Genomic DNA, 19,812 nt, shown 5'->3' on the forward strand with positions numbered 1-19,812 from the left:
CACCATGTCCATATAATCGGAGGACCAGTGACCCAGCTCACCCCGGACCCCAGCACGCAACCCCGCCGGGGTCGTGGCCGCCGCAACGCGGACCAGGTGCGGGCCGAGATCCTCACGGCCGCAGGTGGACTCCTGCTGGCCGAGGGCATGGCCGGCTTCACCATCGAGAAGGTCGCGGCCATCGCCGGGGCCAGCCGGATGACGATCTACAAGTGGTGGCCGTCCAGGGGGGCGCTCGCGCTGGACGGCTATTTCACCGTCGTCGCACCCACCTTGGCGTTCCCGGACACCGGCGACATCGTCGCCGACCTGACCAACCAGCTCGTCGCCTTCGTCCACCTCGTGCGGGACACCTCCGCCGGACGGGTCATCAGTCAACTCATCGGGCAGGCACAGACCGACCCGGAGTTGGCCGCCGCCTACCGGGAGCGTTACTCCGGCCCCCGGCGGGCCCTCGCCGTCGAAACCCTCACCCGGGCCGTGGCCCGCGGGCAGCTACGGGCCGACATCGATCCCGAATCCGTCGTCGACCAGCTCTGGGGCGCCTGCTACCACCGCCTTCTCATCCCCGACCTGCCGCTCACCGACGACTTCGCCCGCACCCTGGTCGACAACCTCATCCGCGGACTGCGCTGACCGGCCAGCGGTCACGACCCGGGGCCACGCCACGGATCGACCGGACCGCACAAGCTCCTGCCCGGGAACCCCGCGGTGGGGTCAGTCCCCTTGACTCCCCGCGGGCCCCTCCCCCGGGTCGGGCGGGCACCGACGCTCGAGCAGCTCGACGAAGCGGCGCGTGGCGGGGCTGATCGCCTCCCCGGTGGGGAACACGAAGTCCAGGCGGCGCTCCATCCGCACGTCGGCGAGCGGGATCAGCCGGATGCCGAGCTGACGTCGATAGTGCCCGAAGTCCAGGCCGGCGGGGACCAGGGAGACGCCGACGCCAGCGTTGACCAGGTCGAGCACGCTCGTCCACTCGTTGACCTCACAGACGATCCGCCGCGAGAGGTTCGCGGCCTGGAACGCCTCGTCGACCAGCACCCGGACCGCCCAGTTGACGGGCGTGTCCACGAAACGTTCGCCGTCCAGGTCGGCCAGCCGGACCGCACTGTTACCCGCCAGCGGATGATCATCGGAGCAGGCCAGCACCACCGGGTCGGAGATCAGCTGAACGGCGGACAATCCGCTGGTCTGCGCGGCCGAGAGCAGCGCGCAGTCCAACTCACCGCTTCGCACCATCTCCAGCATCCGTAGCGTCGCATCCTGTCTGACGACGATGGTGACTCCTGGGTAGGTGTGGGCGAATTCGGCCAACCAGGCGTTGAAGGGCAGGGTGTGCCCGACACTGTTGATGGTTCCGATTCGCAGCCGCCCCGAGAGTGTGCCTTCGACGTCCTGGACGACCTGCCGGGCTGCGGCCGCCGCCTCCAGTGCGTGCCGAGCCGCTCCGACGAGTGCGTCACCCGCTGCGGTCAGCCGCACCGGCCGCGTCCCCCGTACGAACAGCGGCGCCCCGACATCCCTCTCCAGCGCCCGGATCGACGTGGACAGCCCGGACTGCACGATCAGCTCTCGGGCGGCCGCGCGGGTAAAGCTCCGCTCCTCGGCGAGGGCGACGAAGTGCCGCAGGTTCCGCAGTTCCACGGGGACATTATCTCCTGCAGAGATGCGCACCATCTCAACCATGTCTGCCGGGCCTGAATAGGTTCTGACCAGCTCTCCTGTTGTCGATGGCATGACCGTCATCGCTCCGCCACGACATCGGATCGCAGTGGTCGTCATCGCAGTGGTGGTCGCCCTGAACCGACGCGACCACCCCACGCACTGACCTCGCAGAGGTCTCAGATACGTGCCCCGAGACGGGGCATCGGAACACAAGAAGTCGAAGACAAAGGAGTCGTACCGTGTCTGTTTTCGCCACGCACGAAGGCCGGGTGGCTGTCGTCACCGGTGCAGGCCGGGGTATCGGTCAGGCCATCGCGAAGCGTCTCGCCGATGCCGGCGCGACGGTCGTTGCGGTCGACCTGAAAAACCCGGAGGAGACGGTGGCCCTGCTCACCAGCAGTGGCCACACGGCGATTGGTCTCACGGCCGATGTCTCCGATCCGGAGCAGACCGCGGCGGTCGGCGCCGAGGTCATCCGCCGATTTGGGCGGGTGGACATCCTGGTGAACAACGCTGGCATCTTCCCGTTCTGGGACATCGAGGAGCTCGACTACGACAAGTGGCGGCGGGTGCTCGCGGTCAACCTCGACTCGCAGTTCCTGATGGTCAAGGCCGTTCTGGCGGGGATGAAGAAGGGTGGTTGGGGTCGGATCGTGAACCTGACCTCGAACTCGATCGTCACCGCGGCTCCCGGTCTGTCGCACTACATGGCGAGCAAGATGGGCAACATCGGGTTCAGCCGGGGTCTGGCCAACGACCTCGCCCCGTTCGGTATCACCGTCAACGCGGTCGGCCCGACCCTGACCCTCACCCCGGGCGTGCGGGAGGTCCACCCGCCGGAGACCCTCGAGGCGGTCGCCCAGGCCCAGGCGATCAAGCGCAGCGGCCAGCCGGACGACCTGGTCGGGACGATCGCGTTCCTCACCAGCGACGACGCGGCCTTCGTCACCGGTCAGACGATCATGGCCGACGGCGGCCTCGCCCGCTGACCTGCGAGCACGGCCACCTGCGAGCGCCACCGGCATCCGCCGGTGGCGCTCGCGCCGTACGACGGCCCCCGTCGCGCATGGGCGTCGAGCCGGACCACCAACCTGCAGCAGCGGCCACCAGCGCCGGTTACGGGCCGACGGCAGCGCAGCTGACCGGCGCGCGCCGTCGAGACTCACTCGGGCAGTTCGGCCCCCGACTGCTCGCTCACCATGTACGTCGCGTACCAGTCGGGCCAGTTCTCGTCCCGCTCGCCGGTGCGCTCCTCGTGCTCGCCGTGAGCGGCGGCCGCGCGGCGGAGGGCGCCCGCCAGGTCACTGGCCGATCCGAACGACGTCAGCCCACCCTCGATACGCCCGGGCAGTCTGGTCGTGATCTCCTGCATCAGCCAGGTGTTGCCGTCCGGATCCCGGAACGTGGCGCGCGAGACGTAGCTGCGCCGCTCCGGGTCCAGCCCGTCGACCGGGCCGTCCGGGCTGACGTGGAAGAGCCCGCCCACCTCGACGCCGGCCGCGACCAGGGCGTTACGGGCCGCCTCCAGGTCGGACACCACCAGGTACGCCATGGCCGAACCGGGCGCCGCCGGAGTGAGACCCGGGCCGAACTGTACGGAGCATCCGGATCCGTGCGGCGTCAACTGGACGATGCCGGGCGGTGTCTGGTCGAGCCGCCACCCCAGGCTCACGTAGAACGCCTTTGCGCGGTCGACATCCGACACCGGAATGACTATCACCTCGAGTCTGACGTCCACGTTCTCGATGCTCGCGTCGCCCTGGGCGCTCTTCGGACTCATCTCGTTCCCTCCCGGTCGCTGTGCTGCTGGCTAGGTGCTCCTCGTGGCTCTGCGCACTCCGAAAAGGGCAACCAGGGCGAGGAGGATGACGGCGACGGCGTACTCGTCGGCGGTCTGTGGCAGGCCGCCCGCGTAGACCACGAGGAAGCCGGCGATCACCGTCGGGAGGCCGAACCCGACGTAGCAGACGATGTAGAGCAGCGACAGCACGCTGCCGCGCTCGTGCGCCCCCACCAGCGGTGTGATCGTCTTGAGGCTGCCCTGGAAGCCGCCGCCGAAGCCGATGCCGCCCAGCGCGAGACCGACGAAGAATCCCGGGACGGACTCCGCCATGACCGACACCAAGGTGACGATCATGCCCAGCACGAGGGCGACGATCCCGGTGACGATCACCGTTCGGGCGGCGGCGTTGCGCATCAACAGGACGGCGATCGACCCGAAGAGGGCGAAGACGAAGAGGACCAGGCCGCCGACCACGATCGACGTGTTCATGAGGCTGCGCACCAGCGCTGGTCCGAGCGCCCCGAAGAACCCGGCCAGCGCCCAGACCGCGAACAGCACCGGAACGACGACCAGCAACGGTTCACGTACGGCGCGTGGCAGGGTGATCTCGGGCCGCAGGCTTCGCAGCGCTCCCCCCATCGGCGTGGCCGTCTCCGGCATCAGCGCGATCCCGACGATCTGGATCAGGAGGATCACGAGGAGGACGACGTACACCAGCCGCGTCGGCGCGGGCAGGAAGTCGATGAGCAGCGCCGAGAGCAGTGCGCCACTTCCGGTGCCGATGCCCGGGGCGATCGAGTTCGCGAGCGTGCCGCGGGCCCGGTCGATGTCGAGCATCCCGGCTCCGACGGCGCCGGTGGCGGCACCGGCGGCGAGCCCCTGGAGCAGGCGGGCGGCCAGCAGTGTGGGTACGCCGTTGGCGAAGATGAAGACGACAAGCGACAGCATCTGCACCACGATCGCCACGGCCAGGACCGGTCGGCGACCCACATGGTCCGACAACTTGCCGAACGTGAGCAGCGACGCCAGCACCGCGAGCGCGTAGACGGCGAACACCACGGTGGTCGTGACCGGTGAGAAGTGCCAGCGCTCCTGGTAGATGCCGTAGAGCGGGGTCGGGGCGGCCGACGCGGCCAGGAACGACACGAGGATCGACGCCAGCAGGACCAGGGAGACGCTCGGCGAGAGTCGGGCCCTCCCTGCGATCGGCATGTCGGTGCTCCTCGGCTGCGCTGACGACGTGGAACCCGGAGGTCCCGCGGCCGCGTACCCGCTCTGCGCCGTCACATGCGGGGAGCGAGGCCCTTACGCCGCCCCTCGTACGGCAGCGGACCGACGTCCGACTGGCGACCCGGGCGCAGCGCCGCGTGCCGCTGCCCGGGACCGGCGCCGTCGCGAGCGGCGAGCGTGTCCGCCACCGCTCCGGTAGCGAACGCGTAGACGGACTTGTGCACCATGTCGATGGCGAGTTCCAGGCGTGGCCAGGTCTGCGGGGGCGCCCCCACGCCGGTGGCGTTCTCCAGGATCTGGTCGTTGGCCAGTCGCAGCGCCGTGAACACGCTGGAGGCCCAGACGCCACGCAGTCCGGCCTGGGCCATGACACCGCGCAGCACGCCCACCAGCGCGCCCTGACCGTAGTGCATCGCCAGGTTCTGCCAGCGGGGCTGCTGCCCGGAGGAGGATTCCGGGAGGCCAGCCAGCCGGACCAGGACACGGGCCGGCACGTACGAGTCGGGCCGGCCGGTCACCCGCTGTTCCACCTTCTCCGCGGCCGTCATCACCACCGCCCCGACCAAACCCGCTGCCAGCCCCTGCCACACCGCTCGTTTCAGCATGACGACGCCGTACCCGCCGGACCGGCACCCATTCCCCGGCCCGTCACCCGACGACCTGGTTTGTGGGATTCTGCGGCGGGGTCCTACCCAGCCCCGGCCGTCGACACCCCGGGGTGTGCCAGCCTCCGTCGTGCGGCGCGAGGTGGGCGACCGTGACCGGGCGGCGGAGGAGGAGTTCCTGCTCCGCCGCCACCGCGTCATGCCGGGTCATGCTGCGATCGAGGCGTTCGAACCGCGGCGACGTCGGGACTACCTGTCCGGCGCGCTCTCGACGGCTGGCTCGGCGGGCGGGATCGGGAAGTTCCGGTTGAAGACGTTCTCCGGGTCGTAGCTGGCCTTGATGGCACGCAGTCGACTCAGGGTGGGCTCGGGCCAGGCATCCAGCAGTCGCGCCGGACTCGTGTCCGACTCGAAGCTGAGATACATCCCGTCGAGGTGCGGGTACAGCTCGGCCCACAGCTTGTCGAGTTGGGGCCTCCGGTCCGGGACCGTGGCGGCGAGCACCGAGAAGTTCTGGTCCCGGTGTGGGTAGGCCGTCGCGTCGCGGGGCACGTCGTTGACCGCCGCGCCGACGGACCGAACCTGCATGATCATCACGTCGCCCGAGTTGATCATTTGTGCCATCAGGTCGGCCGCCTGCGGGGTGATGTGGTGCGCCAGGCCGCTTCGGGTGTCCCGCAGCCCCTGACCTCGATGCTGGTTGCCGGGCGGAACGACGATCGCCGGGTACGGCGCGAGCTGCGCCTGCTGATCGAGGATCGGGCCGATCTCGAGGAACGGGCTCAGGGCAGACTGCGCCGCTTCGACGTCGTCACCGGCGTGGACCAGGGTGACCTGGGCCATCGGCGGGTTGCCCCGCCGGCCCGGGAAGAGGGACAGGAAACTCGTCAGCTCCCGTGGCGCGTCCTCGACGAGTTGACCCCACCGGTGGAGCAGCTGCGCGGAGTCGGTCGCGTCCACGACGAGTTGGGCGTAGACGACCTTGTCGACCTCGTACGCCTCCAACTCCAGGGCGGTGACGACGCCGAAGTTACCGCCGGCGCCACGGATGGCCCAGAACAGATCGGGGTGATGCTCGTCGTCCACGCGGAGCAGGCGACCGTCGGCGGTGACGATCTCGGCGGCGACGACATGGTCGATTGTCAGACCGTGCTTGCGCACCAGATAGCCGACGCCGGCGGTGGTGGCGAGACCACCGACACCCACGTCGCCATAGTCACCCGAGCTCATCGCCAGGCCGTACGGGGCGAGCGCCTGGGCCACCTGCCCCCACCGGGCACCCGGCTCCAGCCGGATCCGACGAGTCGCCCGGTCGAGCACCTCGATCCTGTTCATCCTCGACATGTCGATGACGATTCCGCCGTCGTTCGTCGACCGGCCGCTGATGCCGTGCCCGCCGCTGCGCACGGACAACGGGACGTCCTGGGTCCGCGCGTACGACACGGCCTCGGCGACCTCGGCGGACGTCTCCGGGCGGATCACCAGGGCTGGCGTTCCCGGCCAGCTGTAGCTGTGCCGCACACCCTCGTACTCCCGGTCGCCGGGCTGCACGGCACGGGCGGCCAGCGATGCCGGCAGCGCCTCGCGGTCCGGGCCCGGGCGACGTTCGGCCCGGGCGGCGACCGCGCCGGCCGGTCCGCTGCCCGGTCCGCTCGTCGCACGCTCCTTGGCGACCGCCTCCCGCAGCGCCGGGGCGATCTCCTGCCCGAGCGTCTGGATCAGTCGCGGGTCGTCGCGGCCGACCAGGAAGGTGCTGAAACCCTCCTCGACGACCAGCGGGAGGAGTTGTTCGACCCACTGCTCCGGTGGCCCCTGGAGAAAGCCACGACTGCGCGACGAGACGTCGACGGTGAACAGGTTGAGCAGCCGCCGGATCTCCCGTGGGTCGCGTCCTGCCGCGACGGCCGCCTCGTCGATGAGCCGGTTGGCCGTCACCCGGTCCGGGGATCGCAGGTACTCCAGCGTCGGCAGCCAGCCGTTCGCCTTCTGGCCGGTCAACGCCAGCATCTTCGGCTGGTACGCGCCGAGCCAGATGTCGATGTCGTGTGCCGGCGCGGGGCCGCGCTGCATGCCGGGGACCGGGTAGTACTTCCCGTCGTGGCGCAGCGGCCCGGGTGCGGCGTCGTCCCAGACCCCGCGCAGGACGTCGATCGCTTCGCGCAGCGCCTCGACGCCCTGCCCCGCCGTCAGCCGGCGGGTGCCCATGCCTTCGATGCCGTCCCAGAACGCTCCCGCGCCGAGGCCCAGCTCGAACCGGCCGTGGGACAACCGGTCCAGGCTCGCCGCCGCCCGAGCCAGGACGGCCGGTGGGCGCAGCGGGAGGCTGAGGACGTTTCCCGAGATCCGCAACCGTTCGGTACGGGCGGCGACCCAACTCAGCAGGGTCCAGGTGTCGAGGTAGTCGGCGTTGTACGGGTGGTCCTGGAAGCTGGTGAGGTCGAGGCCGGCAGCCTCGGTCAGCTCGGCGAGCGCCACCACGCGATCCGGGTCCTGAGCGCTGGGCGTCAGGAACGTCCCGAACTGGATTTCGTGACCGTAATCAGCCATTTCGTCAGCATCTCCGTGATCGTGGTGCCATCATATGATCTGTTGGGCAGATCGTATGTCCCACAACGCAGTTGCTCACCCACGCATTCCAGCCGGCTCAGAACGTCGTTTCGATCGACACCTCGCCTGTTAGCGTCCGGTGCATGGCCGCCACCGACCCGTGTGAACTGCCGGCTGACCGCAAGCGCGGATCGACCTTCGGCTGGTCCCTGGGCGTGGTGCTGCGCCGCTGGCACGAGTACGTCGAGGAGATGCTGAACGACCTTCCGCACGGCAGCCGGGGCTACCACATCCTGGCCGTCGTCGTCCACGAGGACGTGCCCACGCAGGGCGCCCTGGCGACCCGCCTGGCCATCGACCGCAGCGTCCTGACGTACGTCATCGACGACCTGGAGAACGCCGGTCTCATCGAACGGAAGCTCGACCCCCAGGACCGGCGCGCCCGCCGGGTGGTGGCCACCGACCAAGGGCGTACGGCGCTCGCCGACGCCGAGCGGCGGGTCGCCCACGCCGAGGAGCACGTGCTGGGCGGGCTACCCGAGGATCAGCGCGACGCCTTTCGCGACTTCGCCGCCCGCGCCGCCGAGGCGATCCACGCCGCCGCGCCCGCGACGGACCCCTGCGTCGCGGTGCGCAGCGTCCTTCCGCCCGAGCAGTAGTCGGCCACGGGTTGACTGGCTCAGCATGCTGGAAAAGGAAGCCCTTCCTCCCGTAGCGCAGAGGATGAGCCATGCGAAAGCCAGTCAAGACTGCGGCCGTCCTCTTCGGCCTGGGCGTCGGTGCGACCGTCGGGCCGTCTCTCGGGCCCGCCGCCCTGTGGTCCGGAGTCGCGGTCGCCGCGCTCGGCATCGGCCTCTCCCTGCTCGGCACGACCGAGGTCGATCTGGTGGGAGACGGCCCGGTCGACGATGACGGCACCACCGCGACCGCCGACACCTCGGCCGCGTCGCGGAGACAGTGGCACGAACGACCCACGCTCACTGGCCTGGGCACCCGGGTGGAGCAGATCCTCAGCCTCGCCGAGAAGCAGGCCGACGACCACCGCGCCGCAGCGACGCGCGAATGCGAGGAGATCGTGGCTGCTGCCCGGCAGGAGGCGGAGACCATCCTGAGTCGGGCCCACGACCGGGCCGCCGGGATCACCGGTAACGAACGGGATCGGGATTCGGGGCAGTCCCTCCCGTGAGGGAGCACCCTCCCCTGCCGGCGGGAGCCGACCCCGCCCCGGTTGCCGCGACGATCAGAGGCATGACGACATCGACACCGATCGTCAGCCGGGCCGGCCACGGCCGGACGTACGCAGTGTTCGGCTGAGCCGTGGCACACGGGGGCGCGCGTCCGGCGGCGTCGGGTGCCCGCCGACCCTCTGGTCGGCGGGCACCGCCCCTTCCCGTGTCAGACCCGGATCACCAGCCGGCGGTCGCACCCGCTAGCGGCGGCAGCGCCACACGAGGGGCCGGTACGCCTCGTTCTCGTAGACGGCACCGACCACGGTCATGGCGTCGTCGCTGATCCCATGGGCCGAGTACGTGCCCGCCTCGGTCGCCCGGACCCCAACTCGGCCCGGCAACCGGCGGGACGTGCCGTCCGGGGCGACGAGCAGCGGCGCGCCGTCGTCAACCAGCACCTCACCGCTGCCGGCGACCCCGGTGATGCTCGGGAACGGCATCAGGCTCACCACCCCGGTGGTGAGATTCCACCGCACCGGGAGCATCTGCACGGCACCGCCCTGCCGATCACCGGGAGCCATGCCGACCGCCCACTCGCCGCGCGCCGCCTCCACCGAGGCGTACGGGACGCCCTCGGGCACCGCCAGCGCGATCCCGGTGCCCTCCGGCGTCCAGCGGTAGGGAAGGGAACCCATCGCGCCGACGACGGAACCGTCCTCGGTGATCGCCGTCGCGGCGGATCCCGGCCGCCCGACCAGCCGGTACTCCTGCGGTCGCTCCGCCGACCACAGCACCGCCTGCCGAGAATCGCGGGCTCCGCGGGCGGTGCCGACGATGTCACCCCGGCCGTTGACCGCGTGCACGAGAACGGCCTGGTAGCCGGGCGGAGTGGTCAGGAAGCGCAGCTTCCCGGCGTGGTAGACCCAGCCGATGCCGTCGCCACCGGTGCCGACCACGTCGCCCCGCGCGTTGACCGCCGCCGCGTGTCGCGCGCCGGCCGGCAGGACTGCCGCCTTGCCGTCGGTCCAGAGCACGATCCTGCCGTCCTCCTTCCCGGTGCCGATGTCGCCCACGATGTACCGCCCGGTCGGGTCCACGCCGTCCGCCACCGCGACCGGACCCCCGATCGGCTGCGGTAACCACGACGCCTCGCAGGTGACCGGCGGGACCGCCGCGGTCGACGCGACGGCGGTCGGTGCCGCCACCACGGACGGTGTGTCCGGGGCCGGCGGCCGGGCGGCCCCACCGAGCCCGACGGCACCCACGGCGCCGAGCCCGGCCAGCACGGTCACCGCGGCGACGACGCCGGTGCGACGGCGTCGTCGGCGACGCCTACCGTCACGGATCGCGCGCGCCACGTCGACCCGTGGCTCGGGAACCGGCGTCGAATGCAGCAGCGTGGCGATCCGCTGCTCGTCCACCGTCATCTCGCACTCCTTCCGGACATCTCGGTGAGGTCGAGCACCTGGCGGACCGCCGCCAGCGCCCGAGCCGTCTGCGACTTCACGTTGCCTTCGGAACAGCCCATCGCCGCTGCCGTCTCGACCAGCGACAGGTCGCAGAGGAACCGCAGGACCAGTACGGTGCGCTGGCCGCGAGGAAGATGGGCGAGCGCGGTGACCAGGCTGTCCCGCTCGGCCACCTCGTCGTGCGGTGTGACAGGCACGCGCGTTGGTTCCGGCACCGACCCGAAGAGTCGGACCTTCGCCCAGCTCCGCCGCTTCTCGTCGACGAGTTTGTGGACCAGCATCCGGTGCACGTACGCGTCGACGTTGTCGACCCGGCTGACCCGACGCCAGTTCACGTACAACGCGGTTATCGTCTGCTGCACCACGTCGTCGGCCAGATGGGCGTCACCGCACATCAGGAACGCGGTCCGATGCAGGCTCGGTAGTCGCGCGGAGACGTACTCCACGAACTCACCTTCGGCATCCGCCATCGAGGCTCCCTCCTCCGCACCCTCGACGGGTCAGGATGACCGTCAGGTTGCGTCGTGCCGGAGGAAGGTTCTGTCAACGACCGACGACGAACGGCCCCGCCGCGCCGGGAACCGGCGGCTGGGGCCGTACGTCGAGATCGTCGGTGGGTTCGCGCGCCCACCCTGCCCGCTGTGCGCGAACCGGTCACACCGGCGCTATCCAGCCCCGACGCCCCGTACCGCCTCGATGATGGACTCGGCGACCTCGCCGGGCTGGGACATCGTCATCGCGTGGGAGGCGCCGGCGACCTCGCGGGCGCCCCGGGCACCGGCGCGTTCGGCCATGAAGCGGTGCGCGGCGACCGGGATGTTGCGGTCCGCGTCGCCGAAGACGAACCAACTGGGCAACGACTTCCACGGCGGCTCGGACGTCGAGAGCGTGTCGCCGAGCGCCTGCTCGGTGATCGGCCGCTGGGTCCGCGCCATCAACGCCGCAGTGTCCTCGGAGACGTCCGCGACGAACTGTTCGTGGAAGGCGTCCTGCCCGATGGCCACCTCGTTTCCGCCGCTCGCCACCGGGTAGGAGACCAACGTGTCGGCGAGCGTGCTGCCGGGAAACTTGCCGGACAGCGCTATCGCCGACTCACCCGTCTCCGGGGCGAACGCGTTGACGTAGACCAGGCCGCGCACCATCGGTTCGTCCGCTGCCGCCTCGGTGATGACCATGCCGCCGTACGAGTGGCCGGCGAGCACGACCGGTCCGCCGACCCCCCGCACCACGTCCCGGACGTAGGTGGCGTCTCCGGCGAGGCTGCGGAGCGGGTTGGCGGCGGCCACCACGGAGTAGCCAGCGCCCAGCCGCTCGATCACACCGTTCCAACTCGCCGATTCGGCGAACGCGCCGTGAACGAGGACAACGGTGATGTTCTGATCTGACACGGCCATCGGCTCCTTCGCGTGAGGGGTGTGCACCCCCGGACTGGGTGGGCGCGGCTGATTACCCACCGTGCGCACGGGAAACGTCGGGTCGCGGGCGGCCCTGTTTCTTCACCCCGATGTCACCGGCCGATCCCGTCGACGACGTGTTGCTGTTCGTCCGCACGAGTTGGCTCCGACTCGTCGCACTTGTCCTGACCAGGAGCTGATCCACGTGCCTTCCTCTCGTCGTACCTTCCTCGCTGGTGGCGCCGCCGCCGGTGTGGGCCTTGCCGTCGCCGGCGGTCTGCCGTCCCTGGCGCAGGCCAGCCCGGGCCGGCCGCACCCGCCGGTCACGTCCGGCCACGTGCCGTTCCCGCCGCTCGTGGACGACCCCAAGGGCGTCCTCGCCCTGCCCAAGGGCTTCAGCTACACGGTGGTCACCCGGACCGGCGTCACCCGGCTGGACCGCGGTCAGGGCATGACCCCGGCCGACCACGACGGCATGGCCGTCTTCGACGCCGGCCACGGCCGGTACACCCTGATCCAGAACCACGAGATCGACCCGGGTGCCGAGTTCGGGGTACCGCACGTCAAGGGGACGGTCTACGACCCGGGCGCCGTCGACGCCGGCGGCTGCACCGTGATCAAGACCGACCGTGCGGGCCGGAACCTGGGCGAGTTCGTCGCCCTCTCCGGCACCATCTCCAACTGCGCGGGCGGCCCGACCCCCTGGGGGACCTGGCTGACCTGCGAGGAGACCGAGGACCGCGCCGGCGACGAGTGGGAAGAGGGCGGCCGGACCGGCACCTACCAGAAGGACCACGGCTACGTCTTCGAGGTCTGGGCCGACGGCAGCGCGGACCCGCGGCCGATCAAGTGCCTGGGCCGCTACTCCCACGAGGCCCTGGCGATCGACAAGGACCGCACCCACATCTACCTGTCCGAGGACGCCGACGAGCCCAACGGCCTCTTCTACCGCTGGTCGGCACCGCGCGGCGTCAAGGTCGGCCCGGGCGTGCTGACCCGCCTCGCGCCGAACGCGGGCGTCCTCGCCGCCATGCAGATCATCATGGACGACGGTTCGGTGCTGCCGGACGTCGCCTACCTGACCTCCGCCCAGCTGGGCCGCCCCTTCCCCGTGCGGTGGATCGAGGTGCCGGACCGCGACGCGCGGCACACGTCCGTGCGCGAGCAGTTCACCGACGGCCAGGTCACCCGCGGACGCAAGTTCGAGGGCGTGTGGAGCACCGACGAGGGCGTGTACGTGGTCAACTCCTTCGCCTGGGACGAGGGTGACCTGCCGTCCGACGCGGCGCCGCACGACGGCATGGTCTGGTTCTACAACTTCAAGGACCAGACCATCCAGCTGGTGACGTACTTCCCGCACCAGACCGCCGCCGAGGAGGGGACGCCGGTCAAGTACACCGACATCACCTTCGACGGCCCGGACAACGTGACCGTCACCCCGTGGGGAAGCCTGGTCCTCGCCGAGGACGGCAAGGGCGCCTCCCACGTGCTCAGCACGATCCCAGGCGGCCCGACGTACGCGATCGCCCGCAACATGCTCAACGACTCGGAGTTCTGCGGGCCGACCTTCAGCGCCGACGGCCAGGTGCTCTTCGTCAACATGCAGGACCCGGGCCTGACCCTGGCCATCACCGGCCCGTGGGAGAAGTACCTGGGCTGAACAGGCCGGGCGGTGGGGTCGGCCGGTCCGGCCGGTCCTACCGCCCGCCGGGCTCGTCCTCGGTCCGCATCCCGTGCAGGTCGTAACTGAACTCGCCGGCTTCCAGCCGGGCCCGCAGTCCGGTCTCCCTGGCCATCCGGTTCCTCGTCGCGGCGGCCACGGCGTCCGCGCTCGTCCGCCGCACCACCACGGCCCCGTCGGCGTCGAGCACCATGATGTCCCCCGGCTCGACTGTCGCACCGCCCACCGGCACCGGCACGTCGAGCGAACCACGTTCGCGTTTGGTGGCTCCACGCACCCGGCACCAGCGGGCCCAGACCGGCAGTCCGAGCGTGCGGAGCTCGTCGACGTCCCGTACCGCGGCGTCGACCAGCACGCCGGCCGCCCCGGCGACCTTGGCCTGCGTGGCCAGTAGCTCGCCGATCAGCGCGACGGGGGCCGGCTCGGGCATGGTGAGCACGAGCACCTCGCCGGGACGGACGAGCGTCATGGCCTCGTGCACCGCCCGATTGTCACCCTGGCCGCAGACGACGGTCCGGGCGACGCCGGCGACCCGGGAACCCGGCACCACCTGCACGAGGTGCACGTCGATCAGGCCACGTCGACCGGCGGCCTCGTAGACGGTTGCCACCCCGGCAGCGGTCAGTGTCTCGATCACCGTCGGGTCGACGTCCGCCGCGTCGTGGACGGCATTCACAGCGCCACCACGACGTTCGGGATCAACCGTTGGAACGCCTCCGCCTGCCGGATGGCCGCGTCACCGGTCACCCGGCGGGCGTGGTTGCCACGATGGTCGGCGCGCTGGGTGTAGTACTCGCGCAGGTAGCCCTGAGCCCCCATCGCCGCCATCGCCTCCCGCTTGGCGGGCATCGCCTCGGTGATGTCGACGAACACGCTGGGGACGAACCCGCAGAGTTCAGGCTGGTGGGGTTCGAAGGCCAGGAACTCCGAGGGCGGGACGGTCCGGAAGCCGCTGGCCACGCCGGCGCCCGCGGTGAGCTGCCGGGCGGTCGCCACCGCGGCGTGCGCGGTCGGGTGGTCCGGGTTGAAGGGGTCGCGCTCGGGGTGGGTGAGCACCACGTGCGGCGCGAACTCGCGCATCAGCGTGGCCAGCCGGTCGATGTCCTCGTCCCGGATCCGAAGCGGGTAGTCGCCCAGGTCGAAGGCCTCGAACCGGGCGCCGACCGCGGCGGCGGACCGTTCCGCCTCGGCGTGCCGCAGCCGTTTGACGTTCTCCACCGTCTGCTGCGGGTCCTTCCACAGCTCGCCGGACTCGCCCCGCTCGCCGTACGAGAGCGCCAACACGACGGCCTCGCCGCCGGCCCGCGTGTGCGTGGCGACGGCTCCGGCGGCCCGCCAGACGAAGTCGGCCGAGTGAGCGCCGATGACCAGCATCCGTCGCCCGCTCATGCCGGCGTCGTCCCGGCCGGCGTCACCACGCGGCGCGAGTTGACCACCGCCATGACGTGGACCTCCTCTTCGGTGAAGCCGGCGGCGAACAGTCGGTCGGCGAAGAGCGCCAGACCGTCCTCCACCGGCGGGTTGAACGGTTGCCCCAGGTCGCTGGAGAGGACGGAGTGCGCCACACCTACCGACCGGATGGTGGCGAACAGGTCCGCCCAGTCGACCTTGCCCGAGTGCGGGGTCGTGAAGCAGCGCTCCAACAGGGCACCCGCCTCGGCCAGCTCGCGCTGCCGCGCGGGCGTCAGTCGCTGCGAGGTGAACTCGGGATGGGTGACCACGATCCGGCGTACCCCCTCCTGCGCCGCGGCCCGGACCACGGCGGCGATCTCGGCGCCGCTCAGGTGGCCGGTGGCGAGCGTGATGTCGTGTCGGGCGATCACCCGCAGCACCTGGCGTACGCGGTCAAGGACCCGCCCCTCGGCATCGACGACCTCGACCGGGTCCGGCACGATGCCCTGGCTGTGCAGGTCGGATTGGAAGGCGCCCCACATCGCCGGTGTGGCACCCGGCAGATCGGTGGCGGTGCTGCGCCGCTGGTTTCCGGAGTCCACCGTCGGCATCCACACGATCCGGGCACCCTGTCGCGCGGCGACCTCGACCGCGACCGGGTTGATGCCGCCCATCGCGCCGTTGAGGGTGATGGCACCGAGGACGTCGACGTCGGGCACCACCTTGCGGACCACCGCTGCCCGCTCGGCAGTCGCCACGTAGTGGGACTTGAGGACGAAACCGGCGAGCCCGACCTCGGCGCAGCGGTGCGCCAGGTCGACGTCGTCGATGCGTCGGGCCATCACGTCGGGGGCCACGTGCACGTGCGTGTCGTAGGCGCCGCGGACCACGGCGCGGGCCCGGGCGGAGGGAACCAGAGGGTCAGCCATCGCGCTCCTCGGTGAGCCCCGAGAGCGGGGTCGTACGGGTGCACTCGGTCGAGCGCGCGGCGGTCACGAGCCGGGAGCCGCCGAGCGCAAGCATATCGGTGATCATGCCTATTTCAAGGTGCCGTCAGGCTGTGTCTCCATTGTGGACGCACAAGAGCCGTTGCCCGCCCACCTCATCACCGACTCGGGACAGACGAACACCGCTCACCTGATCTAAAATCGTCTATCGATGCCGACCTCGCGTCGTCCGGCCGATCCCCTCGACAGGGTTTGGCCACGCGTCGCGAGCCCGGAGGCTGGAGGCACCGCATGGGTAAGCGCTTCTCCACGCTCGTCGCGGCCTGGCTGGCCGTGGCTCTCGCGGCCGGTGGCTGCGGCGACACCGACGACAGCGGCGGCGACCCGCCCGGCGGTGAGATCGACAAGGTCGCCTACATCACCGCGTTCGGCGCGGTGGGCCGGGACGCCTTCGCGTGGGTGGCCAAGGAGAAAGGCTACTTCGCCGAGGTCGGCATCGAGGTCGACATCAAGGAGGGCGCCGGCAACCAGCAGAACCTGACGGCGCTCAAGTCGGGGCAGGTCCAGTTCGGCGCTCTCGACTTCACCGGTGCCGTCATCCAGGCGGGCAAGGGCGAGTTCACCGACTGGCGGGCGATCGCCGCCGTGCACCAGCAGACGCTGATCTCGGTGATGACCACCACGGACACCAACATCACCACCCCGAAGGACCTCCAGGGCAAGACGATCGCCACCGGCAGCGGCTCCGTGACGGAGTTGCTCTTCCCGGCGTACGCGCGGCTGGCCGGGCTCGATCCGGCGACGGTGAAGATCGAGGGCGTGCAACCCACCGCCCTCAACGGGCTCATGGCGAGCCGGCGGGTCGACGCACTGGGCACGTTCCTGCTCAGCCGCGGCGCCCTGCAGACGGCCGCCCGGAAGGACGTCGTCGTCCTGCCCTACAGCGACTACCTACCGGACCTGTTCGGCAACGCGATCATCACCACCCCGTCGCTCATCAGCGAGGACCCCGACCTCGTGCAGCGGTTCACCAAGGCCGCACTCAAGGGCCTGGCGTACAGCGTCGAGCACCCGGACGAGGCGGCGACGATCCTCAACAAGGCCAAGCCCACCTACACGGTGGCGGCGGGCAAGGGCGAGATCGAGGCGATGACCCCGCACGTCCGTCCCGCCGACGGCGCCCCGATCGGGTTCATGGACGCGTCGCGGGTGGCCCAGACCATCGCCGTCCTCGAACGCGCCAACCTGATTCCGACGGGCCTGACGCCGGCCGCCGTCGTGGACCCGACCTTCGTCAAGAAGTCGTGACCGGCGACGCCCAGGCACAACGACGCTGGCACACCCTCGGGCTGCCGGCCCTGGGCGCGGCGCTCGCGACCGGGCTCTGGTGGCTGTCCACCTGGGTCTTCGACATCGAGCCCTTCTTCCTGCCGGCGCCCCCGGACGTGGTCGACGCGTTCCTGCGACTCCCCGGTCACCTGGCCCGGCAGACCTGGATCACCTTCCTGGAGACGATCATCGGGTTCGGGATCGCGGCGGTGGGCGGGCTCCTGCTGGCCGTCCTGCTCGCGGCATCCCGCACCGTCGAGCGGATGGTCCTACCGATGGTCGCCGGCATCAACGCCGTGCCGAAGGTGGCGCTCGCGCCGCTGCTCCTGGTCTGGATCGGCTTCGGCTACGAGACCAAGATCGTGATGGTGGTGCTGCTCTGCTTCTTCCCGATCCTGATCTCGACCATGGCGGGCCTGACCTCGACACCGAACGACCTCGGCGAGCTGGCCCGCTCCCTCTCCGCCTCGTGGTGGCAGACCTTCCTCAAGGTCCGACTTCCGTGGGCCCTGCCGCAGATCTTCGTCGGTCTGAAGGTGGCGACCTCACTCGCCATCATCGGCGCGATCATCGGCGAAGTGATCAACCCGCAGGCCGGGCTCGGCGCGGTGATCGCCAGTTCCGGTCAGTCCGCGGACACCCCGCTCGCGTTCGCGGCGCTGATCCTGCTCGCGCTCATGGGCGCACTGCTCTTCTACCTGATGGCCGGTCTCGAACGCCTCCTCGTGCCGTGGGCGCGGGCGATCTCCTCCTGATCGGCTGCTGAGCCCGCCGCGCGCTTTCCCCCGGCGGGCCACCCCTCCCCCGCGGCGACCGGTGGTTGCTGTCTCGTGTCAGTGCGAGTGCCGGGGCACGTCGCTGCCGCTGCCGCCGACGAGGAAGTCCAGGTCCGCGCCCTGGTCGGCCTGCAGGACGTGCTCGCTGTACAGCCGTACCCATCCCCGGTCGGCGACCGGCGGTGGCGGCTGCCAGGCGGCGCGGCGTTGAGCGAGTTCCGCGTCGTCGACCAGCAGGTCCAGCGATCGCGTCGCCACGTCGACGCGGACCAGGTCGCCGGTACGCACCAACGCGAGCGGGCCACCCACCGACGCCTCCGGGGCCACGTGCAGGACACACGTGCCGTACCCGGTGCCACTCATCCGGGCGTCGGAGATCCGCACCATGTCCGTGATGCCGTCGGCGAGCAGCCGTCGTGGCATGGGCACGTTGCCCACCTCCGGGAAACCGGGGTAGCCGCGCGGCCCGGCGTTGCGTACCACGATCACCGTGTCGGGGGTGACGTCGAGGTCCGGATCGTCGGCGGCCACGACGTACTCCTCGATCCGGTCGAAGACCAGCGCCGGCCCGGTGTGCGTGAGAAGGTGCGCGGAGGCCGCGGAGACCTTCAGCACGGCCCCGGACGGCGCGAGCGACCCGCGCAGCACCACGGTGCCCGAGCCGGCGGGCTGGAACGGCTCCGCCATGGTGGCGATGACGTCCCGGTTCCAGCACTTCACGCCGGCGACGTTGTCCGCCACGCTCTTGCCGCTGACGGTGACATGGTCCATGTGCAGCAGCGGGGCGATCTCCGCCATCACGGCCGGGACGCCGCCCGCGTAGGCGAAGTCCTCCATCAGGTACGCCCCGGACGGCATGAGGTTGACCAGCATGGGTACGTCGGCGGTGAGGGCGTCGAAGTCCTCCAGCGTCAGCGGGACACCGAGGCGGCCGGCAACCGCGAGCAGGTGTACGACGGCGTTCGTCGACCCGCCGATCGCGGCGTTGACCCGGACCGCGTTCTCGAATGCCTGCCTGGTGAGCACCGTGGACAACCGTTGGTCCTGCTCGACCATGGCGACGATCCGGCGGCCGGCGGCGTGCGCGAGCGCGTACCGCCGGGAGTCGACAGCGGGCACGGCGGCGGCCCCCGGGAGCTGCACGCCCAGCGCCTCGGTCACGCAGGCCATCGTGGAGGCGGTCCCCATGGTCATGCAGTGCCCCCGGCTGCGGGACATGCCGACCTCCGCCTCCGCGCAGTCGGCCGCGCTCATCCGGCCCGCCCGCATCTCCTCGGTGAAGCGCCAGACGACGGTGCCCGAGCCGATGTCCTGGCCCCGGAACTTGCCGTTCAACATCGGGCCACCGGTCAGCATCAGGGTCGGCAGATCGACGCTCGCCGCTCCCATCAGCAGGCCGGGGGTGGTCTTGTCACAGCCGGAGAGCAGGACCACCCCGTCGAGCGGGTTGGCCCGGACCGACTCCTCCAACTCCATCGCCAGCAGGTTGCGGTAGAGCATGGTCGTGGGACGCATGAGGGGCTCGCCCAGGCTCATCGCCGGGAACTCCAGGGGCAGGCCACCGCTCTCCCACACGCCCCGCTTCACCGACTCGGCCAGATCCCGCAAATGGGCGTTGCAGGGGGTCAGCTCCGACCAGGTGGTGGCGATGCCGATCACCGGACGGCCGTCGAAGACGTCGTCCGCGAACCCCTGGTTGCGCATCCAGGACCGGTGGATGAAACCGTTGCGGCCCTCCGCACCGAACCACTGGCCGCTACGCAGCTGTCGATTCGTCGTCGACATCAGCAGACTCCTCTGTCATCCGTCCGCGCCGCGGGGGTTC

18 protein-coding genes and 1 pseudogene are annotated in these 19,812 nt (G+C 70.8%); 7 read left to right on the top strand and 12 right to left on the bottom strand.

The features are described from left to right. Positions 1-27: 27 nt before the first annotated feature. A complete protein-coding gene (locus tag O7614_RS20805; protein WP_278140151.1) occupies positions 28-636 on the top strand; it encodes a TetR/AcrR family transcriptional regulator in 609 nt (202 codons plus the stop codon). A gap of 81 nt (positions 637-717) precedes the next feature. On the opposite strand, the gene O7614_RS20810 is transcribed toward O7614_RS20805, so the two are convergent. Beyond that, positions 718-1,644 (bottom strand): LysR family transcriptional regulator, encoded by a 927-nt coding sequence (locus O7614_RS20810; protein ID WP_278140152.1) that lies wholly within the window; start codon positions 1,642-1,644, stop codon positions 718-720. A gap of 260 nt (positions 1,645-1,904) precedes the next feature. On the opposite strand from O7614_RS20810, the gene O7614_RS20815 reads away from it, so the two are divergent. Further along, the gene (locus O7614_RS20815) at positions 1,905-2,654 is read left to right on the top strand and encodes a 3-oxoacyl-ACP reductase family protein (protein WP_278140153.1); all 750 of its coding nucleotides are present in this window, start codon (positions 1,905-1,907) and stop codon (positions 2,652-2,654) included. 173 nt (positions 2,655-2,827) lie between these two features. On the opposite strand, the gene O7614_RS20820 is transcribed toward O7614_RS20815, so the two are convergent. The 4 genes from O7614_RS20820 to O7614_RS20835 all read right to left on the bottom strand — a co-directional run bounded on the left by O7614_RS20820 (position 2,828) and on the right by O7614_RS20835 (position 7,830). Further along, positions 2,828-3,445, bottom strand: coding sequence for a VOC family protein (locus O7614_RS20820; RefSeq protein ID WP_278140154.1), 618 nt, complete (start codon positions 3,443-3,445; stop codon positions 2,828-2,830). Positions 3,446-3,475: 30 nt separating this feature from the next. Then, a complete protein-coding gene (locus tag O7614_RS20825; protein WP_278140155.1) occupies positions 3,476-4,660 on the bottom strand; it encodes an MFS transporter in 1,185 nt (394 codons plus the stop codon). Positions 4,661-4,731: 71 nt separating this feature from the next. Beyond that, on the bottom strand, positions 4,732-5,283 hold the full coding sequence (locus O7614_RS20830; protein ID WP_278140156.1) for a hypothetical protein: 552 nt from the start codon (positions 5,281-5,283) through the stop codon (positions 4,732-4,734). A gap of 249 nt (positions 5,284-5,532) precedes the next feature. Beyond that, a complete protein-coding gene (locus O7614_RS20835) occupies positions 5,533-7,830 on the bottom strand; it encodes an LLM class flavin-dependent oxidoreductase (protein ID WP_278140157.1) in 2,298 nt (765 codons plus the stop codon). Positions 7,831-7,973: 143 nt separating this feature from the next. Between O7614_RS20835 and O7614_RS20840 the strand changes: the two genes are divergently transcribed. Further along, positions 7,974-8,489, top strand: a complete 516-nt coding sequence (locus O7614_RS20840; protein WP_278140158.1) for a MarR family winged helix-turn-helix transcriptional regulator — start codon at positions 7,974-7,976, stop codon at positions 8,487-8,489. A 278-nt stretch (positions 8,490-8,767) separates the two neighbouring features. Continuing rightward, positions 8,768-8,929, top strand: a pseudogene (locus O7614_RS20845) (cell division protein DivIVA); the annotation flags it as partial. Positions 8,930-9,259: 330 nt separating this feature from the next. On the opposite strand, the gene O7614_RS20850 reads toward O7614_RS20845, so the two are convergent. The 3 genes from O7614_RS20850 to O7614_RS20860 form a co-directional block, all read right to left on the bottom strand. Continuing rightward, positions 9,260-10,426, bottom strand: coding sequence for a hypothetical protein (locus tag O7614_RS20850; RefSeq protein WP_278140159.1), 1,167 nt, complete (start codon positions 10,424-10,426; stop codon positions 9,260-9,262). After that, positions 10,423-10,938, bottom strand: coding sequence for a SigE family RNA polymerase sigma factor (locus O7614_RS20855; RefSeq protein ID WP_278140160.1), 516 nt, complete (start codon positions 10,936-10,938; stop codon positions 10,423-10,425). Before O7614_RS20855 ends, O7614_RS20850 begins: the two co-directional genes overlap by 4 nt. Before the next feature lie 195 nt (positions 10,939-11,133). Then, positions 11,134-11,862: an alpha/beta hydrolase gene (locus O7614_RS20860; RefSeq protein WP_347404360.1), complete on the bottom strand. Its 729-nt coding sequence runs from the start codon at positions 11,860-11,862 to the stop codon at positions 11,134-11,136. A gap of 205 nt (positions 11,863-12,067) precedes the next feature. On the opposite strand from O7614_RS20860, the gene O7614_RS20865 reads away from it, so the two are divergent. Continuing rightward, positions 12,068-13,522 (top strand): alkaline phosphatase PhoX, encoded by a 1,455-nt coding sequence (locus O7614_RS20865; RefSeq protein ID WP_278140162.1) that lies wholly within the window; start codon positions 12,068-12,070, stop codon positions 13,520-13,522. A 37-nt stretch (positions 13,523-13,559) separates the two neighbouring features. Here the strand turns inward: O7614_RS20865 and O7614_RS20870 are convergent, their stop codons facing one another. From O7614_RS20870 to O7614_RS20880, 3 genes are read right to left on the bottom strand one after another with little or no spacing between them, the layout of a single operon-like run. Continuing rightward, complete coding sequence (locus tag O7614_RS20870) at positions 13,560-14,219, bottom strand: 4-carboxy-4-hydroxy-2-oxoadipate aldolase/oxaloacetate decarboxylase (RefSeq protein WP_278140163.1); 660 nt, start codon at positions 14,217-14,219, stop codon at positions 13,560-13,562. After that, complete coding sequence (locus O7614_RS20875) at positions 14,216-14,932, bottom strand: PIG-L deacetylase family protein (protein ID WP_278140164.1); 717 nt, start codon at positions 14,930-14,932, stop codon at positions 14,216-14,218. The genes O7614_RS20870 and O7614_RS20875 overlap by 4 nt, the downstream gene beginning before the upstream one ends. Continuing rightward, positions 14,929-15,864, bottom strand: coding sequence for a DUF6282 family protein (locus O7614_RS20880; RefSeq protein WP_278140165.1), 936 nt, complete (start codon positions 15,862-15,864; stop codon positions 14,929-14,931). Before O7614_RS20880 ends, O7614_RS20875 begins: the two co-directional genes overlap by 4 nt. Before the next feature lie 309 nt (positions 15,865-16,173). On the opposite strand from O7614_RS20880, the gene O7614_RS20885 reads away from it, so the two are divergent. Beyond that, entirely contained in the window at positions 16,174-17,190 is a 1,017-nt protein-coding gene (locus tag O7614_RS20885) for an ABC transporter substrate-binding protein (RefSeq protein WP_278140166.1), read from the top strand. After that, positions 17,187-17,966, top strand: a complete 780-nt coding sequence (locus tag O7614_RS20890; RefSeq protein ID WP_278140167.1) for an ABC transporter permease — start codon at positions 17,187-17,189, stop codon at positions 17,964-17,966. The genes O7614_RS20885 and O7614_RS20890 overlap by 4 nt, the downstream gene beginning before the upstream one ends. Before the next feature lie 78 nt (positions 17,967-18,044). Here the strand turns inward: O7614_RS20890 and O7614_RS20895 are convergent, their stop codons facing one another. After that, a complete protein-coding gene (locus tag O7614_RS20895; RefSeq protein WP_278140168.1) occupies positions 18,045-19,772 on the bottom strand; it encodes an IlvD/Edd family dehydratase in 1,728 nt (575 codons plus the stop codon). Positions 19,773-19,812 lie beyond the last annotated feature (40 nt).

Source organism: Micromonospora sp. WMMD961 (genome assembly GCF_029626145.1).
Lineage (GTDB): Bacteria > Actinomycetota > Actinomycetes > Mycobacteriales > Micromonosporaceae > Micromonospora.